This window comes from Methylobacterium komagatae (assembly GCF_042661665.1).
In the GTDB taxonomy this organism is placed as follows: Bacteria; Pseudomonadota; Alphaproteobacteria; order Rhizobiales; family Beijerinckiaceae; genus Methylobacterium; species Methylobacterium komagatae.
Genome location: NZ_JBHSWN010000001.1, coordinates 2,484,526 through 2,501,059, shown reverse-complemented (window position 1 = coordinate 2,501,059; position 16,534 = coordinate 2,484,526). Strand labels below are relative to the sequence as shown.

17 protein-coding genes and 1 pseudogene are annotated in these 16,534 nt (G+C 67.6%); 15 read left to right on the top strand and 3 right to left on the bottom strand.

What is annotated here, in order from left to right; translation table 11 throughout:
• The first annotated feature begins 156 nt into the window (after positions 1-156).
• The 6 genes from lpxD to ACFQE0_RS12205 all read left to right on the top strand — a co-directional run bounded on the left by lpxD (position 157) and on the right by ACFQE0_RS12205 (position 5,237).
• Positions 157-1,218 carry a UDP-3-O-(3-hydroxymyristoyl)glucosamine N-acyltransferase gene (gene lpxD, locus ACFQE0_RS12230; protein ID WP_378969954.1) on the top strand — a complete coding sequence of 354 codons (1,062 nt, stop codon included), beginning with the start codon at positions 157-159 and terminating at the stop codon, positions 1,216-1,218.
• Between the two features lie 109 nt (positions 1,219-1,327).
• Positions 1,328-1,792, top strand: a complete 465-nt coding sequence (fabZ, locus tag ACFQE0_RS12225) for a 3-hydroxyacyl-ACP dehydratase FabZ (protein ID WP_378969952.1) — start codon at positions 1,328-1,330, stop codon at positions 1,790-1,792.
• Positions 1,793-1,796: 4 nt separating this feature from the next.
• Positions 1,797-2,615 (top strand): acyl-ACP--UDP-N-acetylglucosamine O-acyltransferase, encoded by an 819-nt coding sequence (gene lpxA, locus ACFQE0_RS12220; protein WP_378969950.1) that lies wholly within the window; start codon positions 1,797-1,799, stop codon positions 2,613-2,615.
• A 10-nt stretch (positions 2,616-2,625) separates the two neighbouring features.
• The gene (locus tag ACFQE0_RS12215; protein ID WP_378969948.1) at positions 2,626-3,489 is read left to right on the top strand and encodes an LpxI family protein; all 864 of its coding nucleotides are present in this window, start codon (positions 2,626-2,628) and stop codon (positions 3,487-3,489) included.
• On the top strand, positions 3,486-4,682 hold the full coding sequence (lpxB, locus tag ACFQE0_RS12210) for a lipid-A-disaccharide synthase (RefSeq protein ID WP_378969946.1): 1,197 nt from the start codon (positions 3,486-3,488) through the stop codon (positions 4,680-4,682). Before ACFQE0_RS12215 ends, lpxB begins: the two co-directional genes overlap by 4 nt.
• A 96-nt stretch (positions 4,683-4,778) precedes the next feature.
• Positions 4,779-5,237, top strand: a complete 459-nt coding sequence (locus ACFQE0_RS12205) for a hypothetical protein (protein ID WP_378975446.1) — start codon at positions 4,779-4,781, stop codon at positions 5,235-5,237.
• A gap of 3 nt (positions 5,238-5,240) precedes the next feature.
• Here the strand turns inward: ACFQE0_RS12205 and ACFQE0_RS12200 are convergent, their stop codons facing one another.
• Complete coding sequence (locus tag ACFQE0_RS12200) at positions 5,241-5,456, bottom strand: hypothetical protein (protein ID WP_378969944.1); 216 nt, start codon at positions 5,454-5,456, stop codon at positions 5,241-5,243.
• Positions 5,457-5,600: 144 nt separating this feature from the next.
• On the opposite strand from ACFQE0_RS12200, the gene fae reads away from it, so the two are divergent.
• Positions 5,601-6,140 carry a formaldehyde-activating enzyme gene (gene fae / locus ACFQE0_RS12195; RefSeq protein ID WP_378969941.1) on the top strand — a complete coding sequence of 180 codons (540 nt, stop codon included), beginning with the start codon at positions 5,601-5,603 and terminating at the stop codon, positions 6,138-6,140.
• Between the two features lie 125 nt (positions 6,141-6,265).
• Here the strand turns inward: fae and ACFQE0_RS12190 are convergent, their stop codons facing one another.
• Positions 6,266-7,432 (bottom strand): alanine racemase, encoded by a 1,167-nt coding sequence (locus tag ACFQE0_RS12190; protein ID WP_378969939.1) that lies wholly within the window; start codon positions 7,430-7,432, stop codon positions 6,266-6,268.
• Positions 7,433-7,648: 216 nt separating this feature from the next.
• On the opposite strand from ACFQE0_RS12190, the gene ACFQE0_RS12185 reads away from it, so the two are divergent.
• The 7 genes and pseudogenes from ACFQE0_RS12185 to mutL all read left to right on the top strand — a co-directional run bounded on the left by ACFQE0_RS12185 (position 7,649) and on the right by mutL (position 14,897).
• A complete protein-coding gene (locus ACFQE0_RS12185) occupies positions 7,649-8,368 on the top strand; it encodes an ABC transporter ATP-binding protein (RefSeq protein ID WP_378975444.1) in 720 nt (239 codons plus the stop codon).
• The gene (locus tag ACFQE0_RS12180) at positions 8,361-9,101 is read left to right on the top strand and encodes an ABC transporter ATP-binding protein (RefSeq protein ID WP_378969937.1); all 741 of its coding nucleotides are present in this window, start codon (positions 8,361-8,363) and stop codon (positions 9,099-9,101) included. Before ACFQE0_RS12185 ends, ACFQE0_RS12180 begins: the two co-directional genes overlap by 8 nt.
• A 61-nt stretch (positions 9,102-9,162) precedes the next feature.
• Positions 9,163-10,379, top strand: a pseudogene (locus ACFQE0_RS12175) (ABC transporter substrate-binding protein).
• Positions 10,380-10,405: 26 nt separating this feature from the next.
• The gene (locus ACFQE0_RS12170) at positions 10,406-11,293 is read left to right on the top strand and encodes a branched-chain amino acid ABC transporter permease (protein ID WP_378969934.1); all 888 of its coding nucleotides are present in this window, start codon (positions 10,406-10,408) and stop codon (positions 11,291-11,293) included.
• Positions 11,294-11,315: 22 nt separating this feature from the next.
• Positions 11,316-12,302, top strand: coding sequence for a branched-chain amino acid ABC transporter permease (locus tag ACFQE0_RS12165; protein WP_378969931.1), 987 nt, complete (start codon positions 11,316-11,318; stop codon positions 12,300-12,302).
• A 275-nt stretch (positions 12,303-12,577) separates the two neighbouring features.
• Positions 12,578-12,934, top strand: a complete 357-nt coding sequence (locus tag ACFQE0_RS12160) for a hypothetical protein (protein ID WP_378975442.1) — start codon at positions 12,578-12,580, stop codon at positions 12,932-12,934.
• A gap of 52 nt (positions 12,935-12,986) precedes the next feature.
• A complete protein-coding gene (mutL, locus tag ACFQE0_RS12155; RefSeq protein ID WP_378969929.1) occupies positions 12,987-14,897 on the top strand; it encodes a DNA mismatch repair endonuclease MutL in 1,911 nt (636 codons plus the stop codon).
• Between the two features lie 6 nt (positions 14,898-14,903).
• On the opposite strand, the gene ACFQE0_RS12150 is transcribed toward mutL, so the two are convergent.
• Positions 14,904-15,281, bottom strand: a complete 378-nt coding sequence (locus ACFQE0_RS12150; protein ID WP_378969926.1) for a 4a-hydroxytetrahydrobiopterin dehydratase — start codon at positions 15,279-15,281, stop codon at positions 14,904-14,906.
• A 247-nt stretch (positions 15,282-15,528) separates the two neighbouring features.
• On the opposite strand from ACFQE0_RS12150, the gene ACFQE0_RS12145 reads away from it, so the two are divergent.
• On the top strand, positions 15,529-16,515 hold the full coding sequence (locus ACFQE0_RS12145) for an ABC transporter substrate-binding protein (RefSeq protein WP_378969923.1): 987 nt from the start codon (positions 15,529-15,531) through the stop codon (positions 16,513-16,515).
• Positions 16,516-16,534 lie beyond the last annotated feature (19 nt).

The following is a 16,534-nucleotide window of genomic DNA, read 5'->3' as shown; positions in this document are numbered from 1 at the left end:
GGGGATGCCCTGGCCGGCCATTCTCGTTTATAGAGCGCGGCGACGCTCCCCGGTGTCAGGCCGTCCCCCACGCGGGGACGTTTCGTTTCCGAGGCGAGCCCCCTCGCCGGATGCGCCGAGCCCGACGACGGGCGGAATCGGCGCGGTTGGTTCGAGATGCCCGAGACACACTTCTTCACGCCCGCGGCTGGCGTGACTTTCGCCGATGTCGCGGCGGCGGCCGGTGTCGCCCTGCCCGAGGGCGCCGATCCGTTCCGGACGATCGGTGGCGCCGCCCCGCTCGAGAGCGCGGGCCCTACCGAACTCGCCTACATGGACAACGCGCGCTACGCTGAGGCGCTGACTCAGACCCGTGCTGGGATCTGCCTCGTGGGGCCGCGCTTCGCTGCCCGCGTCCCGGCTGAAACGGTGGCTATCGTCTGCCGCGATCCCTACCGGATCTATGCCGGGCTGCTCGGCCGCCTTCATCCCGACGCGATGCGGCCCGGCCCGCAATTCGGGGGCAAGGGCCTTGCCTCCGGAGCCCATGTCCACCCGGACGCGCGTCTTGAGGAAGGCGTCACCGTCGATCCCGGCGCGGTGGTCGGCCCCGGCGCGGAGATTGGCTCGGGCACGGTGATCGGCCCCAATGCCGTCATTGGACCGGGGGTTCGGATCGGCCGGGATTGTGCCATCGGCGCGGGCACGACCCTCAGCCACGCCCTGGTCGGCAACCGGGTCATCGTCCATCCGGGCGCGCGGATCGGTCAGGACGGGTTCGGCTTCGCCATGGGAGCGACGCACCTTAAGGTGCCGCAGGTCGGCCGCGTGATCGTGCAGGACGATGTCGAGATCGGCGCCAACACCACCATCGACCGGGGCGCCTCTCGCGATACGGTGATCGGCGAGGGCACCAAGATCGATAACCTCGTGCAGATCGCGCACAACGTGGTGATCGGGCGCCATTGCGTGATCGTGTCGGGCGTCGGCATCTCCGGCTCGACGACGCTCGAGGATTACGTGGTGCTCGGGGGCCAAGTCGGCGTGGTCGGTCACCTGCGCATCGGGCGTGGGTCGCAGATCGCGGGCTCCTCCAACGTGAACCGCGACGTGCCGCCGGGCTCGCGCTGGGGCGGCACCCCGGCCAAGCCCGTCCGGGCGTGGTTCCGCGAACTCACCACCCTCGCCCGCCTCGCGGAGCGGTCGGGTGCCGACGCCGCCGACGGCGACAAGTCCTGATCGGGTTGGATCTGAAACCGCGCCAGCGGCCTTGCACATCCACGCATTTCTGCAAAAGAGAGGCCGCCTCCGGCATGGAGTCGGCCGGCAACGAAGGTAGCGCAGCACGATGAGCGAGGCGGATCAGGTTCTCGGAACGGCCGACATCCACAAGTTGCTGGAGTTGCTGCCGCACCGCTACCCGTTCCTGATGGTCGACCGCATCATCGACATCGACCGGGACGAGTCCTGCGTCGGCATCAAGAACGTCACGGCCAACGAGCCGCAGTTCCAGGGTCACTTCCCCAATCTTCCGGTCTTTCCGGGCGTGCTGATCATCGAAGGCATGGCGCAGACGGCGGGTGCCATTTGTTGTCGCCACATCATGACGGACGAGCTTCGCACGAAGCAGGTGTTCTTCATGACGATCGACAAATGCAAGTTCCGCAAGCCGGTCATTCCGGGCGACCAGATCCGCTTCGAGATGCGCAAGATCAACCACCGTCGCACGATGTGGTGGTTCCGGGGCGAGGCGAAGGTCGATGGCGTGCTGGTGGCCGAGGCCGAAATCGGCGCCATGCTGGTGACGGAGTGAACCGATGAGCGCGCCCGCGATCCACCCGAGCGCCGTGGTCGAATCCGGCGCCATGATCGGCGACGGGGTGCGGATCGGCCCGTTCTGCCATGTCGGGCCAGATGCGGTCCTCGGCGAGGGCTGCGAATTGGTCAGCCATGTCGTGGTGGCCGGGCGCACCAGCATCGGCGCGCGCACGCGGATTTTCCCCTTCGCCTCCATCGGCCATCCGCCGCAAGATCTGAAGTATCGCGGCGAGCCCTCGACGCTGACCATCGGCGAGGAGTGCCTGATCCGCGAAGGCGTCACCATGAATCCCGGCACGGCGGGCGGCGGCCTTTCGACGACGATCGGGGACCGTTGCGCCTTCCTGGCCAATTCGCATGTCGGGCATGACTGCCACGTCGGCTCCAACGTGGTCTTCTCCAACAACGTGATGCTGGCGGGCCATTGCTCGGTGGGCGATTTCGCCATCCTCGGTGGCGGCGCGGCGGTGATCCAGTTCGCCCGCGTGGGGGCCCATGCGTTCGTCGGGGGCCTCTCGGGCCTCGAAAATGATTGCATCCCCTACGGCATGGTGCTGGGTAACCGGGCCTACCTGTCGGGCCTCAACATCGTCGGGCTTCAGCGCCGTGGCTTCGCGCGGGAGGACATCCACACCCTGCGCCGCGCCTACCGGCTGCTCTTCGCGCAGGAGGGCACGCTGATGGAGAGAGTCGAGGACGTGGCCACGACGTTCGAATCTCACACGGCCGTGCGCGAGATCCTCGATTTCATCCGAGCGGGCGGAAAGCGGTCGATCTGCACGCCCCGTGAGGCTCCGGTGCCGGTCGGCGGCGCCTGATTACGTCGCCATGCCGGAGGCCGTCTCGCCCGGCGAGGGCAATCTCGTCCTGATCGCGGGCGCCGGACGCCTGCCGGAACTCGTCGCGGATTCCCTGGACAGGGCGAGTAAGCCCTTCCGCATGATCGCCCTGCGCGGCTTTACAGGCCGTCCCCTGCGCGGGCGGGCGGATGCGACGGTCGATCTCCTCGACCTTGCGGCGACGTTGGCTCTTCTGAAGGAGTGGGGTCCTGCCGTGGTGGTCCCTGCCGGGAGTGTCGCACGGCCGAGCGCGGCGGCGATCTTTAACGCGGGCGCCGCGTGGCGGAACCGGGATACGTTGCGCGAGATAGCAGGCGGCGGCGACGATCGCCTCCTGCGCGCGGCCCTGTCGCTGGTGGAAGAGAACGGGCACCGGGTGCTCGGCGTCCATGAGGCCGCGCCCGATCTGCTCTGCCCGGAGGGCCCGCTCGGCGTCGTGAAGGCGGATGGGGAGGCGCAAGCCTCCATCGCCACAGGGCAGAGTGTTCTCAAGGCCCTTTCGCCCTTCGATGTCGGACAGGCCGTCGCCGTCGCGGGCGATCGCGTGCTGGCCGTCGAAGGGCCCGAGGGCACTGACAAGATGCTCGCCCGCGCCCGCGCACTCGGGCGCAAGCCCTTCGGCCGGGGGCGGCCCAATGCAGGCACCGTTCTGGTGAAGGCGCCCAAGGCCGGACAAGACCTTCGCATCGACCTCCCGGCGGTCGGGCCGCGCACGATCCGCAACGCCCATGCGGCGGGCTGTGCCGGCCTTGCCCTACGGGCTGGGGGCACTCTGGTCATCGACCGCGCCGCCACCGCCGCCGAGGCCGACCGGCTCGGCCTCTTCGTCATCGGCCTTGGGGACCCCGCGTGAGCGCCCCTCGCATCTGGCTCGTGGCGGGCGAGGATTCCGGCGATCAGCTCGGCGCCAAGCTGATGCGGGCGCTGCGCGTAGCGGCTCCCGATGTCACCTTCGGCGGCGTCGGCGGCGAGGCGATGGCGGAGGAAAGTTTCGCCTCCCTCTTCCCCCTCGATGACGTGGCGGTGATGGGCTACTTGCCCGTGCTCGCCAGGGCGCGGACCCTGCTGCGGCGGATCCGCGAGACGGCGGAGGACATCGTCGCAGCCAAGCCCGATATCCTCGTCATCATTGATAGCCCCGGCTTTACTCACGCGGTCGCCAAACGCGTGCGCAAGGCGATGCCTTCGCTCCCCATCGTCGATTACGTCTCGCCCAGCGTCTGGGCATGGCGGCCCTGGCGGGCGAAGGGGATGCGACCCTTCATCGATCACGTCCTCGCCCTGCTTCCCTTCGAGCCGGAGGCGCATACCCGGCTCGGCGGACCACCCTGCACCTATGTCGGCCATCCGCTGATCGAGCGCCTGGACGCGTTGCGTCCCGATGCGGCGGCGCAAGCACGGCGCGAGCAGGCCCCCTACCCTCTCGTCGTGCTGCCGGGCTCCCGCCGCTCGGAGATCGAGCGGCTGATGCCGGTCTTCGGCCCGGCCCTGGCGCGGATCGCACGGGACTTACCCATCGAGGCGGTTCTGCCCGCCGTGTCGCGCCACCGGGCGCGCATCGAGGAACTGGCCAAGGGCTGGGACGTGCCGGTTCGCATCGTCGGCGGAGAGGCCGAGAAATACGCGGCGTTCCGGGCGGGGCGCGCGGCGCTCGCGGCATCGGGAACGGTCACCCTCGAACTCGCCCTCTCCGGCGTACCGACCGTGGTGGCCTACAAGGTCTCGCGGGTGGAGGAGTTCATCGCCCGGCGGCTCATCCAGGTGCCGAGCATCGTGCTGCCGAACCTGATCCTCGGCCGGAATGCCATGCCGGAATTCGTGCAGGCCGAGTGCTCCCCGGACAATCTCGCCAACGCCCTCCTGCCGCTCCTGCGGGGCGGGCCGGAGAGGGAGGCCCAGATCGCCGCCCTCGACCGCATGGACGAACTCACCATCCTGCCCGGCGACGATACGCCGAGCCGGGCGGCGGCGCGGGTCGTTCTGGCGATGCTGCGAAGCCCATCGGTGGCGGCTCTGCCACAGGGCGGGGATGGCGCCACCCGCTGAGGCGCGGATAGCTTGACCGGACCACGGGGCGCGGTTCAATGCGCGGAGGATGGAACCCGAACGGGTCGGGACATCCGGTTGCGAGAGGGATGGCGGATCGTGCGGCGGCTTCCGCTCCTCGTCCTGGCGGCTCCAGTGGTGGTTGCGGCGCTCGGCGCCTGCACCGCGACGAACTTCTCCTACATCTCCAAGACCTATGTCGGCCTGCCATCACAGGTCGTGACCATCGGCTGTAAGGAGCCTTACGAGGTCTATGACAACCGGCAGCAGCGCCGGATGCTCATCGTCTCGAATGCCCTGCGCGAGGTCACCGGCTGCAACATCAACGACCTGCGGATCGACCCCGATCCGGAAGGGACGCGCGTGAGCCGGTTCCGCGCCGCTGCGCACGCCTATCTGGACGAGACGGTCCGGGAAGATTGCACCATTCGCGGCGAGACGGTGTTCGACTCGCTGAAGACCGAGTTCGCCTATGCCTGCTCGGCACCGATCGAGCCGCGCAATGCGAAGGTGCCCCGCCTGCCCGGACGTCGGCCCGGCCTTCAAGCACAGTAAGCTTCAGATCTCGGGGCGCGGAAACGTCCGCTCGGCGGCATCGCCCGCCGCTGCCAGCAGCGCGCGGGCGAAGGCCCTCGCCTCGGCCCGCTCCAGCACGACCGCCGCCGTCATCGGTTGCCCGGCGAGATCGGGCAAGGTCAGTTCGAGGCGCACGCCCTCTCGCACGGCGCTGGCCTGAAGGCTCCAGCTTGCCTCGCGTCCTGGTTGCTCGGCCATGGCCTGTCCCGCCCCATCATCGCGGCACTCCGCGTGCCTTCCTCCTGCCCCGCCTCTCTACAATCCTCAAGACCGGCATGTGCCCGCCTGCGTTGACGTCGTGAACGGGATGATGTCTCCCCTGTGCCGACAAGGGAGCATGACATGTCAGAGATTTGGTTCCGCGCCGGCGAGGCGACCGTGCTGGCCGCCGAGGGTCAGTATACCGACGCGATGCCCGAGGTGCTGATCGGCTCTACCCGGGGCCCGGTGGGACAGGCCTTCGCCTCCATGATGGGTCAGGCCGTGGGCCACACCCGCATGTTCGTGGTGCGCGACCTCAACCAGCTCGTGCGCCCGGCGACGATGATGACGAGCAAGGTCACGATCCAGAGCGCCGATTACGTCGAGCTTCTGGGCGGCGTCGTGCAGGCCGCGACGGGCGATGCGATCGTGGATTGCATCATTGAAGGCATCCTGCCGAAGGAGGGCCTGGACGACCTCTGCATGATCATCATGATCTGGCTCGATATCCGCTGCGCCGACGACGACAACCTCGACCGCAAGGATCTTTACCGGACCAATTACGAGGCGACCAAGCTCGCTATCGCCCGCGCCCTGAAGGGTGAGCCGACGGTGGACGAACTGATCGCCAACCGTAAGACCGTGAAGCACTACGCGCTCGAAGACGTCATCGAGTACTAAGACAGCCTAACTTCGTCATTGCGAACGAAGTGAAGCAATTCAGGGACACGCTCCAATCTGAAACGTGCCGCTGCCCTGGATTGCTTCGCTGTCGCTCGCGATGACGGCAGCGGTTCCGAGGGCCGTTACCACCCGTTGATCCGCTCCCACACCGTCGAGGCGCAGCCTTCGCCGTCGATGACGTGGTAGCGGTCGTACTGCGCGGCGGTGGCGCAGGCGTGGTTCGGCAGGATCCGCACGAGGGATCCAACCGGCAGGTCGGGAAGCGCGGCGCTCGAACCCTTCCGCACGGCGAGCACGCCGTGCTCCTGGTTCGCTTGAGCGACGATCACATCTGCATAAGCGTGGCCCAACCGGTCGCAGACGATGCCGTAGCCCTGGTCTACGGCTTGGGAGGCGGTGCCCCGGTCGCGGGACATGGCCATCCACCCGGCATCGGTGATGATCCAGCCCTTCTCGGGCTGATGGCCGATGACGGTGGCCAGCACCGAGACGCAGATATCCTCGACGGCGCAGGACCCGATCCCGGCCTGGACCAGATCCCCGAACATGTAGACCCCGGCCCGGACCTCGGTGATGCCGTCGAGATGGCGGGCATGGCGTGCGGTCGGCGTCGAGCCGACGCTGACGACGGGGCATTCGAACCCGGCCGCCCGCAGGGTCTCAGCAGCCTGTAGCGCCGCCTTGCGTTCGCCCTCGGCGGCTTGCGCCAGCGCCTCAGGATCGGAGAGGCCGTAGCTTTCGCCCGCATGAAGGAGCACGCCGCGCAACGTGGCGCCTTGGGCGAGCCGTTCACCGATGCCGCGCAGCAATTCGGCGTTGCCGGGCTTCACGCCCGAGCGATGGCCATCGGGATCGACCTCGATGAAGACCGGAAGCCTGTCCCCACTCGCGCGGCTCCACGCGGCGACCGCCTCGGCCTGGACCAGCGAGTCGAGCACGACCGCGAGGTCCGCCTTCCAACGACGGCGAATCTCACCGACCCGGTCGAGCTTGTTCGGAGCGATGCCGACCGCATAGGTCAGATCGGTCACGCCGCGCTCGGCGAAATACTCCGCTTCCTTCAGGGTCGAGACCGTGGCGGGGCCGCTCGGGCTCGTCATCGCCATGCGAGCCACATCGATGGACTTGGCGGTCTTGAGGTGCGGCCGGAAGGCGACCCCGTGCCGTGACACCTGCGTCTGCATGCCCGCGAGGTTGGCTGCGAGCTTGCGCCGGTCGAGGAGCAGGCAGGGCGTCTGAAGGGTGCCGAGCCCGTCATCGATCCCGTTCGTATTCGCCGCTCCGGTCATCCTGCGCTCGCTTCTGATTATGCCGATGGGTCCGTTTAATCCCGCGCGGCAGCGAACTTAAAGGGCAGGCGACGTATCAGTGACCGTGGATTGTTTGGGGCGCCTGGCCGAAACCGGTGGACGGCAGGAGATACGTTCGTCCATAGAGCCTTCAAACAAACGCGGGGAGGGCCGCTCTTGGGACGGGACGTGATCCTGGCAACTCAAGGGTTGACCATGGAATTCAAGGGATTTCGTGCGGTCAACAACGTTGCGCTGCAAGTCGAGCGCGGCACGATCCACGCGCTGATCGGCCCCAATGGGGCCGGCAAGACGACCTGTTTCAATCTTCTCACGAAGTTCCTGCAGCCCACCGCAGGTTCGATCCGCTATAAGGATCGCGACATTACCGGCCTGAAGCCCGCCGACGTGGCGCGCCTCGGCCTCGTTCGGTCGTTCCAGATCTCGGCGGTCTTTCCGCACTTCACGGTCATGGAAAACGTCCGCATCGCGCTTCAGCGGCGGCGTCACGGCGACTCGTTCGACTTCTGGCGTGCGGAGAAGATCCTGCGCAGCTTCAACGCCGAGGCGCTGGAATTGGTCGAGGCGGTGGGCCTGTCCGAATTCGCGAACACGCAGGCCGTGGAACTCTCCTACGGCCGCAAGCGCGCCCTGGAGATCGCCACGACGTTGGCGCTCGATCCCGAAATGCTGCTCCTCGACGAGCCGATGGCGGGCATGGGGCACGAGGACGTGGACCGCACCGCCGAGTTGATCCGCCAGGTGGGCAAGGATCGCACGATCCTGATGGTGGAGCACAACCTCTCCGTAGTGGCATCGCTCTCGGACCGCATCACTGTGCTTGCCCGCGGGCAGGTGCTCGCCGAAGGCGACTACGCCACCGTGTCCAAGGATCCGCGCGTGGTCGAGGCTTACATCGGGTCGGGACATGCCTGAGGCTGCGCAGAAACTCTCTTCAGCGCCTTCGACGGCGCCCCTCCTCGCGGTTCGGGGGCTCCAGGGCTGGTATGGCGAAAGCCACGTGCTCCACGGCATCGACATCGACGTGAGGGCGGGCGAGGTCGTGACGCTGCTCGGCCGCAACGGCGCGGGCAAGACCACGACGCTGCGCGCCATCATCGGCATCCTGGGTCGGCGCTCAGGCTCCATCGTCTATGACGGCGTCGAGACCATCGGCATGGCCTCGCGCAAGATCGCCAAGCTCGGCCTGGGCTACGTGCCCGAGGAACGCGGCATCTTCTCGAGCCTCACGGTGCAGGAGAACCTGATGCTGCCGCCCCGGGTGAAGCCCGGCGGCATGTCGGTGGCCGAGATCCACACCCTGTTCCCGAACCTCAAGGAGCGCGCGGGCAGCCAGGGCACGAAGCTCTCCGGCGGCGAGCAGCAGATGCTCGCCATCGGCCGCATCCTGCGTACGGGCGCCAAGCTGATCCTGCTCGACGAGCCGACCGAAGGCTTGGCCCCGGTCATCGTCCAGCAGATCGGCCGGACGATCCAGAAGCTGAAGGCCGATGGCTACACCATCGTTCTGGTCGAGCAGAATTTCCGCTTCGCCCAGACCCTGGCCGACCGGCACTTCGTGATCGAGCAAGGCCGCGTCGTAGATCAGATCGCCAATGCCGATCTCGATGCGAACATCGACAAGCTCCACGCCTATCTCGGCGTATGAGCGAGCCACCTCTTCGTTTGACCGACCAACCGGCCGAAACGGCCGCCAAGGAGTGACACCGATGAACGGACGCTTTCCGCTCGCCGCACTCGCGGGGGCCTTCCTGGCCGGCGTTGCCATGATCGTCCCGGCCTCCGCCCAGACCGCTGTGAAGATCGGTGTTCTGGGTGACCGGTCCGGCGCCTATTCCGACATCAGCGGCGAGGGCTCCGTGGTCGCGGCCAAGCTCGCGCTGGAGGATTTCAAGCCCGAGGAAAAGGGCCTGAAGGTCGAGATCGTCTCGGCCGACCACCAGAACAAGCCGGATGTCGGCGCGGCCATCGCCCGTCAATGGTACGACCGCGACAAGGTCGACATGATCACCGACGGCGTCACCTCCTCGGTCGCGCTGGCGATCAGCCAGGTGACCAAGGAAAAGAACAAGGTGTTCATCGACACCGGCGCGGGCACGGCCGATCTGACCGGCCCGCAATGCAGCCCGAACACGATCCACTGGGTGTACGACACGGTCGCACTGGCCAACGGCACGGGCGGCGCCATGGTGAAGCGCGGCGGGAATACGTGGTTCTTCCTCACCGCCGATTACGTGTTCGGCCAGACGCTCCAGCGCGACACGACCAAGGTCATCGACAAGAATGGCGGCAAGGTCGTCGGCTCGGTGAAGACGCCGTTCCCGACCGCCGACTTCTCGTCCTTCCTGCTGCAGGCCCAGAGCCCGGCGCCAAAGTGATCGGACTGGCCAATGCGGGCGCGGACACGATCAACGCGATCAAGCAGGCCGGTGAGTTCGGCATCACCGAGGGCGGCCAGTCCCTCGCCGGTCTCCTCGTCTTCTCGTCGGACGTGCATTCGCTCGGCACCAAGGTCGCCCAGGGCCTCGTGCTCACCGAGCCGTTCTATTGGGACTTGAACGACCAGACCCGCGCCTTCTCCGACCGCTTCGCGAAGCAGATGAAGGGCTCGAAGCCGACCTCGAACCATGCCGGCGTCTATTCGGACGTGCTTCACTACCTGAAGGCGGTGGCCGAGCTGAAATCGACCGCCGACGGCGCCGCCACCGTCGCCAAGATGAAGGCGACGCCGACCGACGATCCGCTGTTCGGCAAGGGCGTGGTGCGTGCCGACGGCCGCAAGATCCACGACATGTACCTGTTCGAGGTCAAGAAGCCCGCCGAGTCGAAGGGCGAGTGGGACCTCTACAAGAAGCTTGAGACGATCCCCGGCGATCAGGTCTTCCGCCCGCTGGGCGAGGGCAACTGCCCGCTGGTGAAGGGCTGAGCGTGTAGGCGTCTGGGAGTCGGGCCATGATGACGATATTCGGGGTGCCGACCCAGGCGCTGTTCGGCCAATTGCTGCTCGGGCTGATCAACGGATCGTTCTACGCGATCCTGTCGCTCGGGCTGGCGATCATCTTCGGCCTGTTGAACATCATCAACTTCGCCCACGGCGCGCTCTACATGATGGGCGCGTTCGTGGCCTGGATGCTGCTCACCTATCTCGGCCTCGGCTATTGGTGGGCGCTGGGGCTGGCGCCTCTCGTGGTCGGCGTGTTCGGGGTCATCCTCGAACGCGCGTTGATCGCGCGGCTCTACAAGCTGGACCATCTCTACGGCCTGCTCCTGACCTTCGGCCTGGCGCTGATCATCCAGGGCCTGTTCCGCAACCAGTACGGCGTGTCGGGCCTGCCCTACGCAATTCCGTCCGAACTCTCGGGCGGGCAGCGGCTGCCCTTCATGTTCCTGCCGAACTACCGGGCCTGGGTCGTGGTGGCCTCGCTCACCGTCTGCATCGCGACATGGCTCGTCATCGAGAAGACCAAGCTCGGCGCCTATCTGCGGGCGGCTACCGAGAACCCGACCCTCGTCCAGGCCTTCGGCGTGAACGTGCCCCTGTTCCTCACCCTGACCTACGGTTTCGGCGTTGCGCTGGCGGGCTTCGCGGGCGTGCTCGCGGCGCCGATCTACTCCGTCAACCCGAATATGGGTGCGGACATCATCATCGTGGTCTTCGCGGTGGTGGTGATCGGCGGCATGGGCTCGATCATCGGCTCGGTGATCACCGGCTTCACGCTCGGTCTCGTCGAGGGCCTGACCAAGGTCTTCTACCCAGAGGCGTCCTCGACCGTGATCTTCGTGATCATGGTGGTGGTGTTGCTCGTCAAACCCGCCGGCCTGTTCGGGCGCACGGCCTGACGTAACGGAAAGCGCGACCATCATGGCCGACACCGCCGCCCTCGACGCCGCCCCCATCGCCGCCGCGCTACCCGAAAGCCGGGACGACAAGGCGCTGCAGCGCAAGATCTTCCTCGGCCTTGCCGTGCTGCTCGTGCTGGCGCCGCTGGTCCTTTATCCCGTCTACCTCATGAAGGTGCTGTGCTTCGCGCTGTTCGCGCTGGCCTTCAACCTGCTCCTTGGATACGGCGGCCTGCTCTCCTTCGGCCATGCCGCATATTTCGGCATGGCGAGCTACCTCTCGGCCTACAGCGCCAAGATGTGGGGGCTGACGCCTGAGGTCGCGATCCTGCTCGGCACGGCGACAGCCGCTCTGCTCGGGCTGGTTTTCGGTGCGCTCGCGATCCGAAGGCAGGGCATCTACTTCTCGATGATCACCCTGGCGCTCGCGCAGATGGCGTTCTTCTTCGCTCTGCAGGCGAAGTTCACGGGTGGCGAGGACGGCATCCAGGCCGTGCCGCGCGGCGCCCTGTTCGGGGCGATCCCCCTCGACGACGACCGGGTGATGTATGCCCTCGTCGCCATGGTGTTCTTCTTCGGGATGCTCGCAATCTACCGGATCATTCACTCGCCCTTCGGGCAGGTGCTGAAGGCGATCCGCGACAACGAGAACCGCGCCGTCTCGCTCGGCTACCGCGTGAACCAGTACAAGCTCGCGGTCTTCGTCCTTTCCGCGACGCTGGCCGGACTCGCGGGCGCCACCAAGGCGATCGTGTTCCAGCTCGCCTCACTCACCGACGTGCATTGGTCGATGTCGGGCGAGGTCGTGCTCATGACCTTGGTCGGCGGCATGGGCACCGTGTTCGGCCCCATCGTCGGCGCCCTCGTGATCGTCACCATGGAGACCTACCTCGCTCAGTTCGGCGCTTGGGTGACGGTCATTCAGGGCTGCGTCTTCGTGCTCTGTGTGCTGCTGTTCCGCGAAGGCGTCGTGGGGCTCATCGCCCGCATGCTGCGCAAGCCGCTGTAGGGCGGACGGAAGATTCGCGGCGCCCAGCGCCGCGATTTTGCGCTTCGCTGGCGGTCCCTTGGGCGGGCTGCCTTCGTCTTGAACGCCTTGACAACGGCGCCTGACACCCTAAGGCCAAGCTTGTGTTGCTTTCCGGCACCAGAATGTTTTGGAGTTCTGTCGAAAAGCTGATTTTGCCCGTTCGGAGCCAAGTCTAGCGTAGCGCGAAAACGGCCACGCTACCTTTCGTTAACCAATCGATTCACATCATTCACCATCAAACGATCGGTGACGTGATGGCCCCTGCTCGCTCCCGCAGTTTCGACGACCCCACCCTGGATTGCCCGGTTTCACCCGAGACGGTCGGCCGCCTCGCGAGGGCGACGCCGGGCGATCTCCCCGACCTCGTTGAGGGGATCCCCGAGTCGACGCGAGCCCGGCTCGCGGTCTGGCTCTACGGGCGAAGCCATACCCACGAGATCGGCGTGCGCATCGCCGCGACCTGCGACGGCACGAGCCTGCGCCGGGCGGGCGGGCTGATCGGCAACGCGCTCTACGACCTGTCTCGCCGTCCCTACGCCGCGCCGACCCACGGCACGCGGGTGAGCGGTTCGGCGCGGATCAGCCTTGGCGGGTCGAGCCGCCACGCCTGAGGTCTCTACGTCCCCTGGAGCACGCGCTGTCCAGGGGGTATCGTCGCGGGGCATGTCAGCCGCGCCCGCCACGATCCGCCGCCTCGACCCCGTCCTCGTGGACCGCATCGCCGCGGGCGAGGTAGTCGAGCGTCCGGCCTCAGCCGTCAAGGAATTGGTGGAGAACGCCATCGATGCAGGCGCGCGCTCCATCGAGATCACCATTGAGTGCGGCGGCCGCCGCCTGATCCGCGTGGTCGATGACGGGCGGGGAATGAGCCCGGACGATCTCGCGCTGGCCGTCGAGCGCCATGCCACCTCCAAGCTGCCCGACGGGGACCTGAGCGCCATCGCGACGCTCGGTTTTCGCGGCGAGGCCCTGCCCTCCATCGGCGCGGTCTCGCGCCTGTCGATCACCACCCGCCCCGAAGGTGCCGAGGCCGGGGCGAGCCTCGTGGTCGATGCGGGACGCAAGGGCGAGGTGGTGCCCGCCGCCGCCGCGCGGGGCACCCGCATCGAGATCACCGACCTCTTCGCTGCGACGCCGGCGCGGCTCAAGTTCCTGAAGTCGGACCGCGCCGAGAACGCAGCCGTCGGCGAGATCGTCCGCCGCCTCGCCGCCGCACAGCCGGGCATCCGCTTCACGCTGCGTACCGAAGCGGGCCAGCCGCTGGTGCTCCCGGCCGAGGCGGGCGACGAGGCGTCGCTGCGGCGCCTCGCCTCAGTGCTGGGACCGGATTTTAAGGCCAACGCCCTTCCGGTCGATCTTCAGCGCGAGGGCTTTGCCGTCTCCGGCCATGTCGGGCTGCCGACCTTCCACCGGGGCGCGGGCAGCCATATCCACCTCGTGGTCAATGGTCGTCCGGTGCGTGACCGTTTGCTCCTGGGCGCGGTGCGCGGGGCCTATGCCGACACCCTGGCTTCGGATCGGCATCCGGTGCTCGGGCTCGTCATCGCCTGTGCCCCCGACCTCGTGGACGTGAATGTTCATCCGGCCAAGACGGAGGTGCGGTTCCGCGAACCGGGCCTGGTCCGCGCCCTTGTCGTCAGCGCGATCCACGATGCCCTGCGCCGGGGCGGCGCCCGCTCGGCGACGACCGGCGGCATGCGCACCATCGAGGCGCTGCGCCCCGCCGCGCCGCGCCTGACCGCCCATACCGGATACGCGGCTCCGAGCCTGTTTCAAACTGGCTCCGCGCCGCGCCCGCGGGACATGCCCTCTTATGGGGCCCCTTCGGGCTACAACGGCCCCGTCTACCGGCCGACGCCCGGCCTCGCGGAAGCGGTGCAGGAGCTGCTGCAACCCCCTTTGAGCCTGCCCCCTGCCCTGCCGCCACAGGCGGAGGTCGCACCCGAGACGGAAGCGGCCCTGGAGGATCATCCGCTTGGCGCGGCACGGGCGCAGATCCACGGCACGTATATCCTGGCGCAGACCCGCGACGGCCTCGTCATCGTGGACCAGCACGCGGCGCATGAGCGCTTGGTCTACGAGCGTCTGAAGGCGCAGCGCGCGGCGGGGGGCATCGCCCGGCAGGGTCTACTGATTCCGGATGTCGTGGAGATGGAGCCGGAGGCGGCCGAACGGCTGTGCGCCTGCGCGGATGACCTGGAGCGGCTGGGCCTCGCCCTCGAACCGTTCGGGCCGGGGGCCGTCCTGATCCGGGAGATCCCGGCCCTCCTCATCGGCGCGAGCCTCCGCGACCTCGTGACCGATATTCTCGATGCGCTGGATGCCAGCGGGCTCGAAGAGGGGGGCGATCCGGCGACGGAGACCGGCCCCCTCGGACGACGCCTCGATGCGGTACTTTCGCGGATGAGTTGCCACGGCTCGGTCCGCGCCGGTCGGCGCCTAAAGCCCGAAGAGATGAATGCGCTGCTCCGCGAGATGGAGGCGACGCCGAATTCGGGACAGTGCAACCATGGCCGCCCGACCTCGGTGGAACTGAAGCTCTCCGATATCGAGCGGCTGTTCGGTCGGCGTTGAGCGAACCTACTTCTCGTACTTTATGTAGGCAAAGCGCGGATCGGTCGGCGTGCCTTCGAGGCCCTGCCCTTCCAGGCCCGGCTGCCAGGAGACGACCTCTTCGATCTTCTTGGCCAGTGCGAAATCCTTGTCGGTGATGCCCTTCGCGGCGTGGTTCATCAGCCGCACCTCGACCCAGGCGTAGGACGCGGTGATGTCCGGGTGGTGCCACGCGGCCTCGGCGAGATGGCCCACGGTGTTGATGACCATGAGCGTGCCTTTCCAGCCCGCCGTCTTGTAGGTGCGACGGATCCAGCCATCCTCCAGCCGCCAGGAGGGAAGCTCGGCCTTTAGCCGCGCCTCTACCGCCGCGTCGTCCATGGCTCCTTCGCGCCGCTCGGTCATTCCATTCCCTCCGTGATCGTGGTCTCGGGGAAAGGTGCCCGGCACGCGTGCCGCGTGCAAGGTCGTTCCGCCCCGGTGGACGAGCCCGCCCGTGCGCCCTATGACCTTTTTGGCAATGGCGCCCGCCCCCGGCGGTGCCCAAGGCTGCTGTGAAAGGCCGCCTGGCTGGGCTTTCGGCCCGAGGCTGGCTTGCCAAGGTGGACCGGTGACCACCGGAACCGCCGGACTACCGGAGGAGGAACGGCTCATGCTGTCACGGCGTGCGATGCTCGCCGCCGGCCTGCTCGGCGGGTTCGCGGCCCGAACAGGGCATGCGGGCGACCTCCCCGTGATCCGGCTCGGAAGCCTGCCATTCGGCACCTCGACCTGGGAAGCCGCGGTGATCAAGGCTCGCAGCCTCGACACGGCCAACGGCTTCACCCTGGAAGCGACGAAGCTCGCGGGCAACGATGCCGCGCGGATCAGCTTCGTGGGGGGTCAGGTCGATACGATCATCGGCGACCTGCTCTGGGCGGCCCGCCTGAGCAACGAGGGCCAGGGGCTGCGCTTCATCCCCTATTCGACCTCCGAGGGCGCCGTGATGGTGCCGAAGGACAGCCCGATTCAGAGCCTGAAGGATCTTGCAGGCAAGAAGTTCGGCGTGGCGGGCGGCCCCCTCGACAAAAACTGGCTGCTGTTGAAGGCGCAGGCGCGTGACGCCGCCGGGATCGATCTCGAAAAGCAATGCGAGATCGCCTACGGGGCGCCTCCGCTCATTACCCTCAAGCTCGAACAGGGCGCGCTCGACGCCGCCCTGACCTATTGGACCTACTGCGCGCGGCTCGAACCCAAGGGCTTCCGCCGCCTGATCCGCGCCGAGGACATCATGCGCGCCCTGGGCGCGGGCGGCGACGTCTCGCTGATCGGCTACCTGTTCCACTCCGCTACCGTCGCGGAGAAGCCTGCGGCCGTGGCCGGGTTCTACCGTGCCTCGCGCGCGGCGAAGGACATGCTGGCCTCGGACCCCGCGACCTGGGACATCGTGCGCCCGCTGATGGACGCCAAGGACGACGCTACGTTCGAATCCCTCAAGCGCGAATTCCTGGCGGGCACGCCGCGCAGGCCGGTGACGGCCGAGCGGACCGACGCGCTGAAGCTCTACGCGGTGCTGTCGCGGCTCGGGGGCGAGCGACTCGTCGGCTCCGGCAACGGATTGCCGCAGGACTTTTACTACGACGGGTCCCGGGATGGCTGATACCAGCGCGACCCTGCCC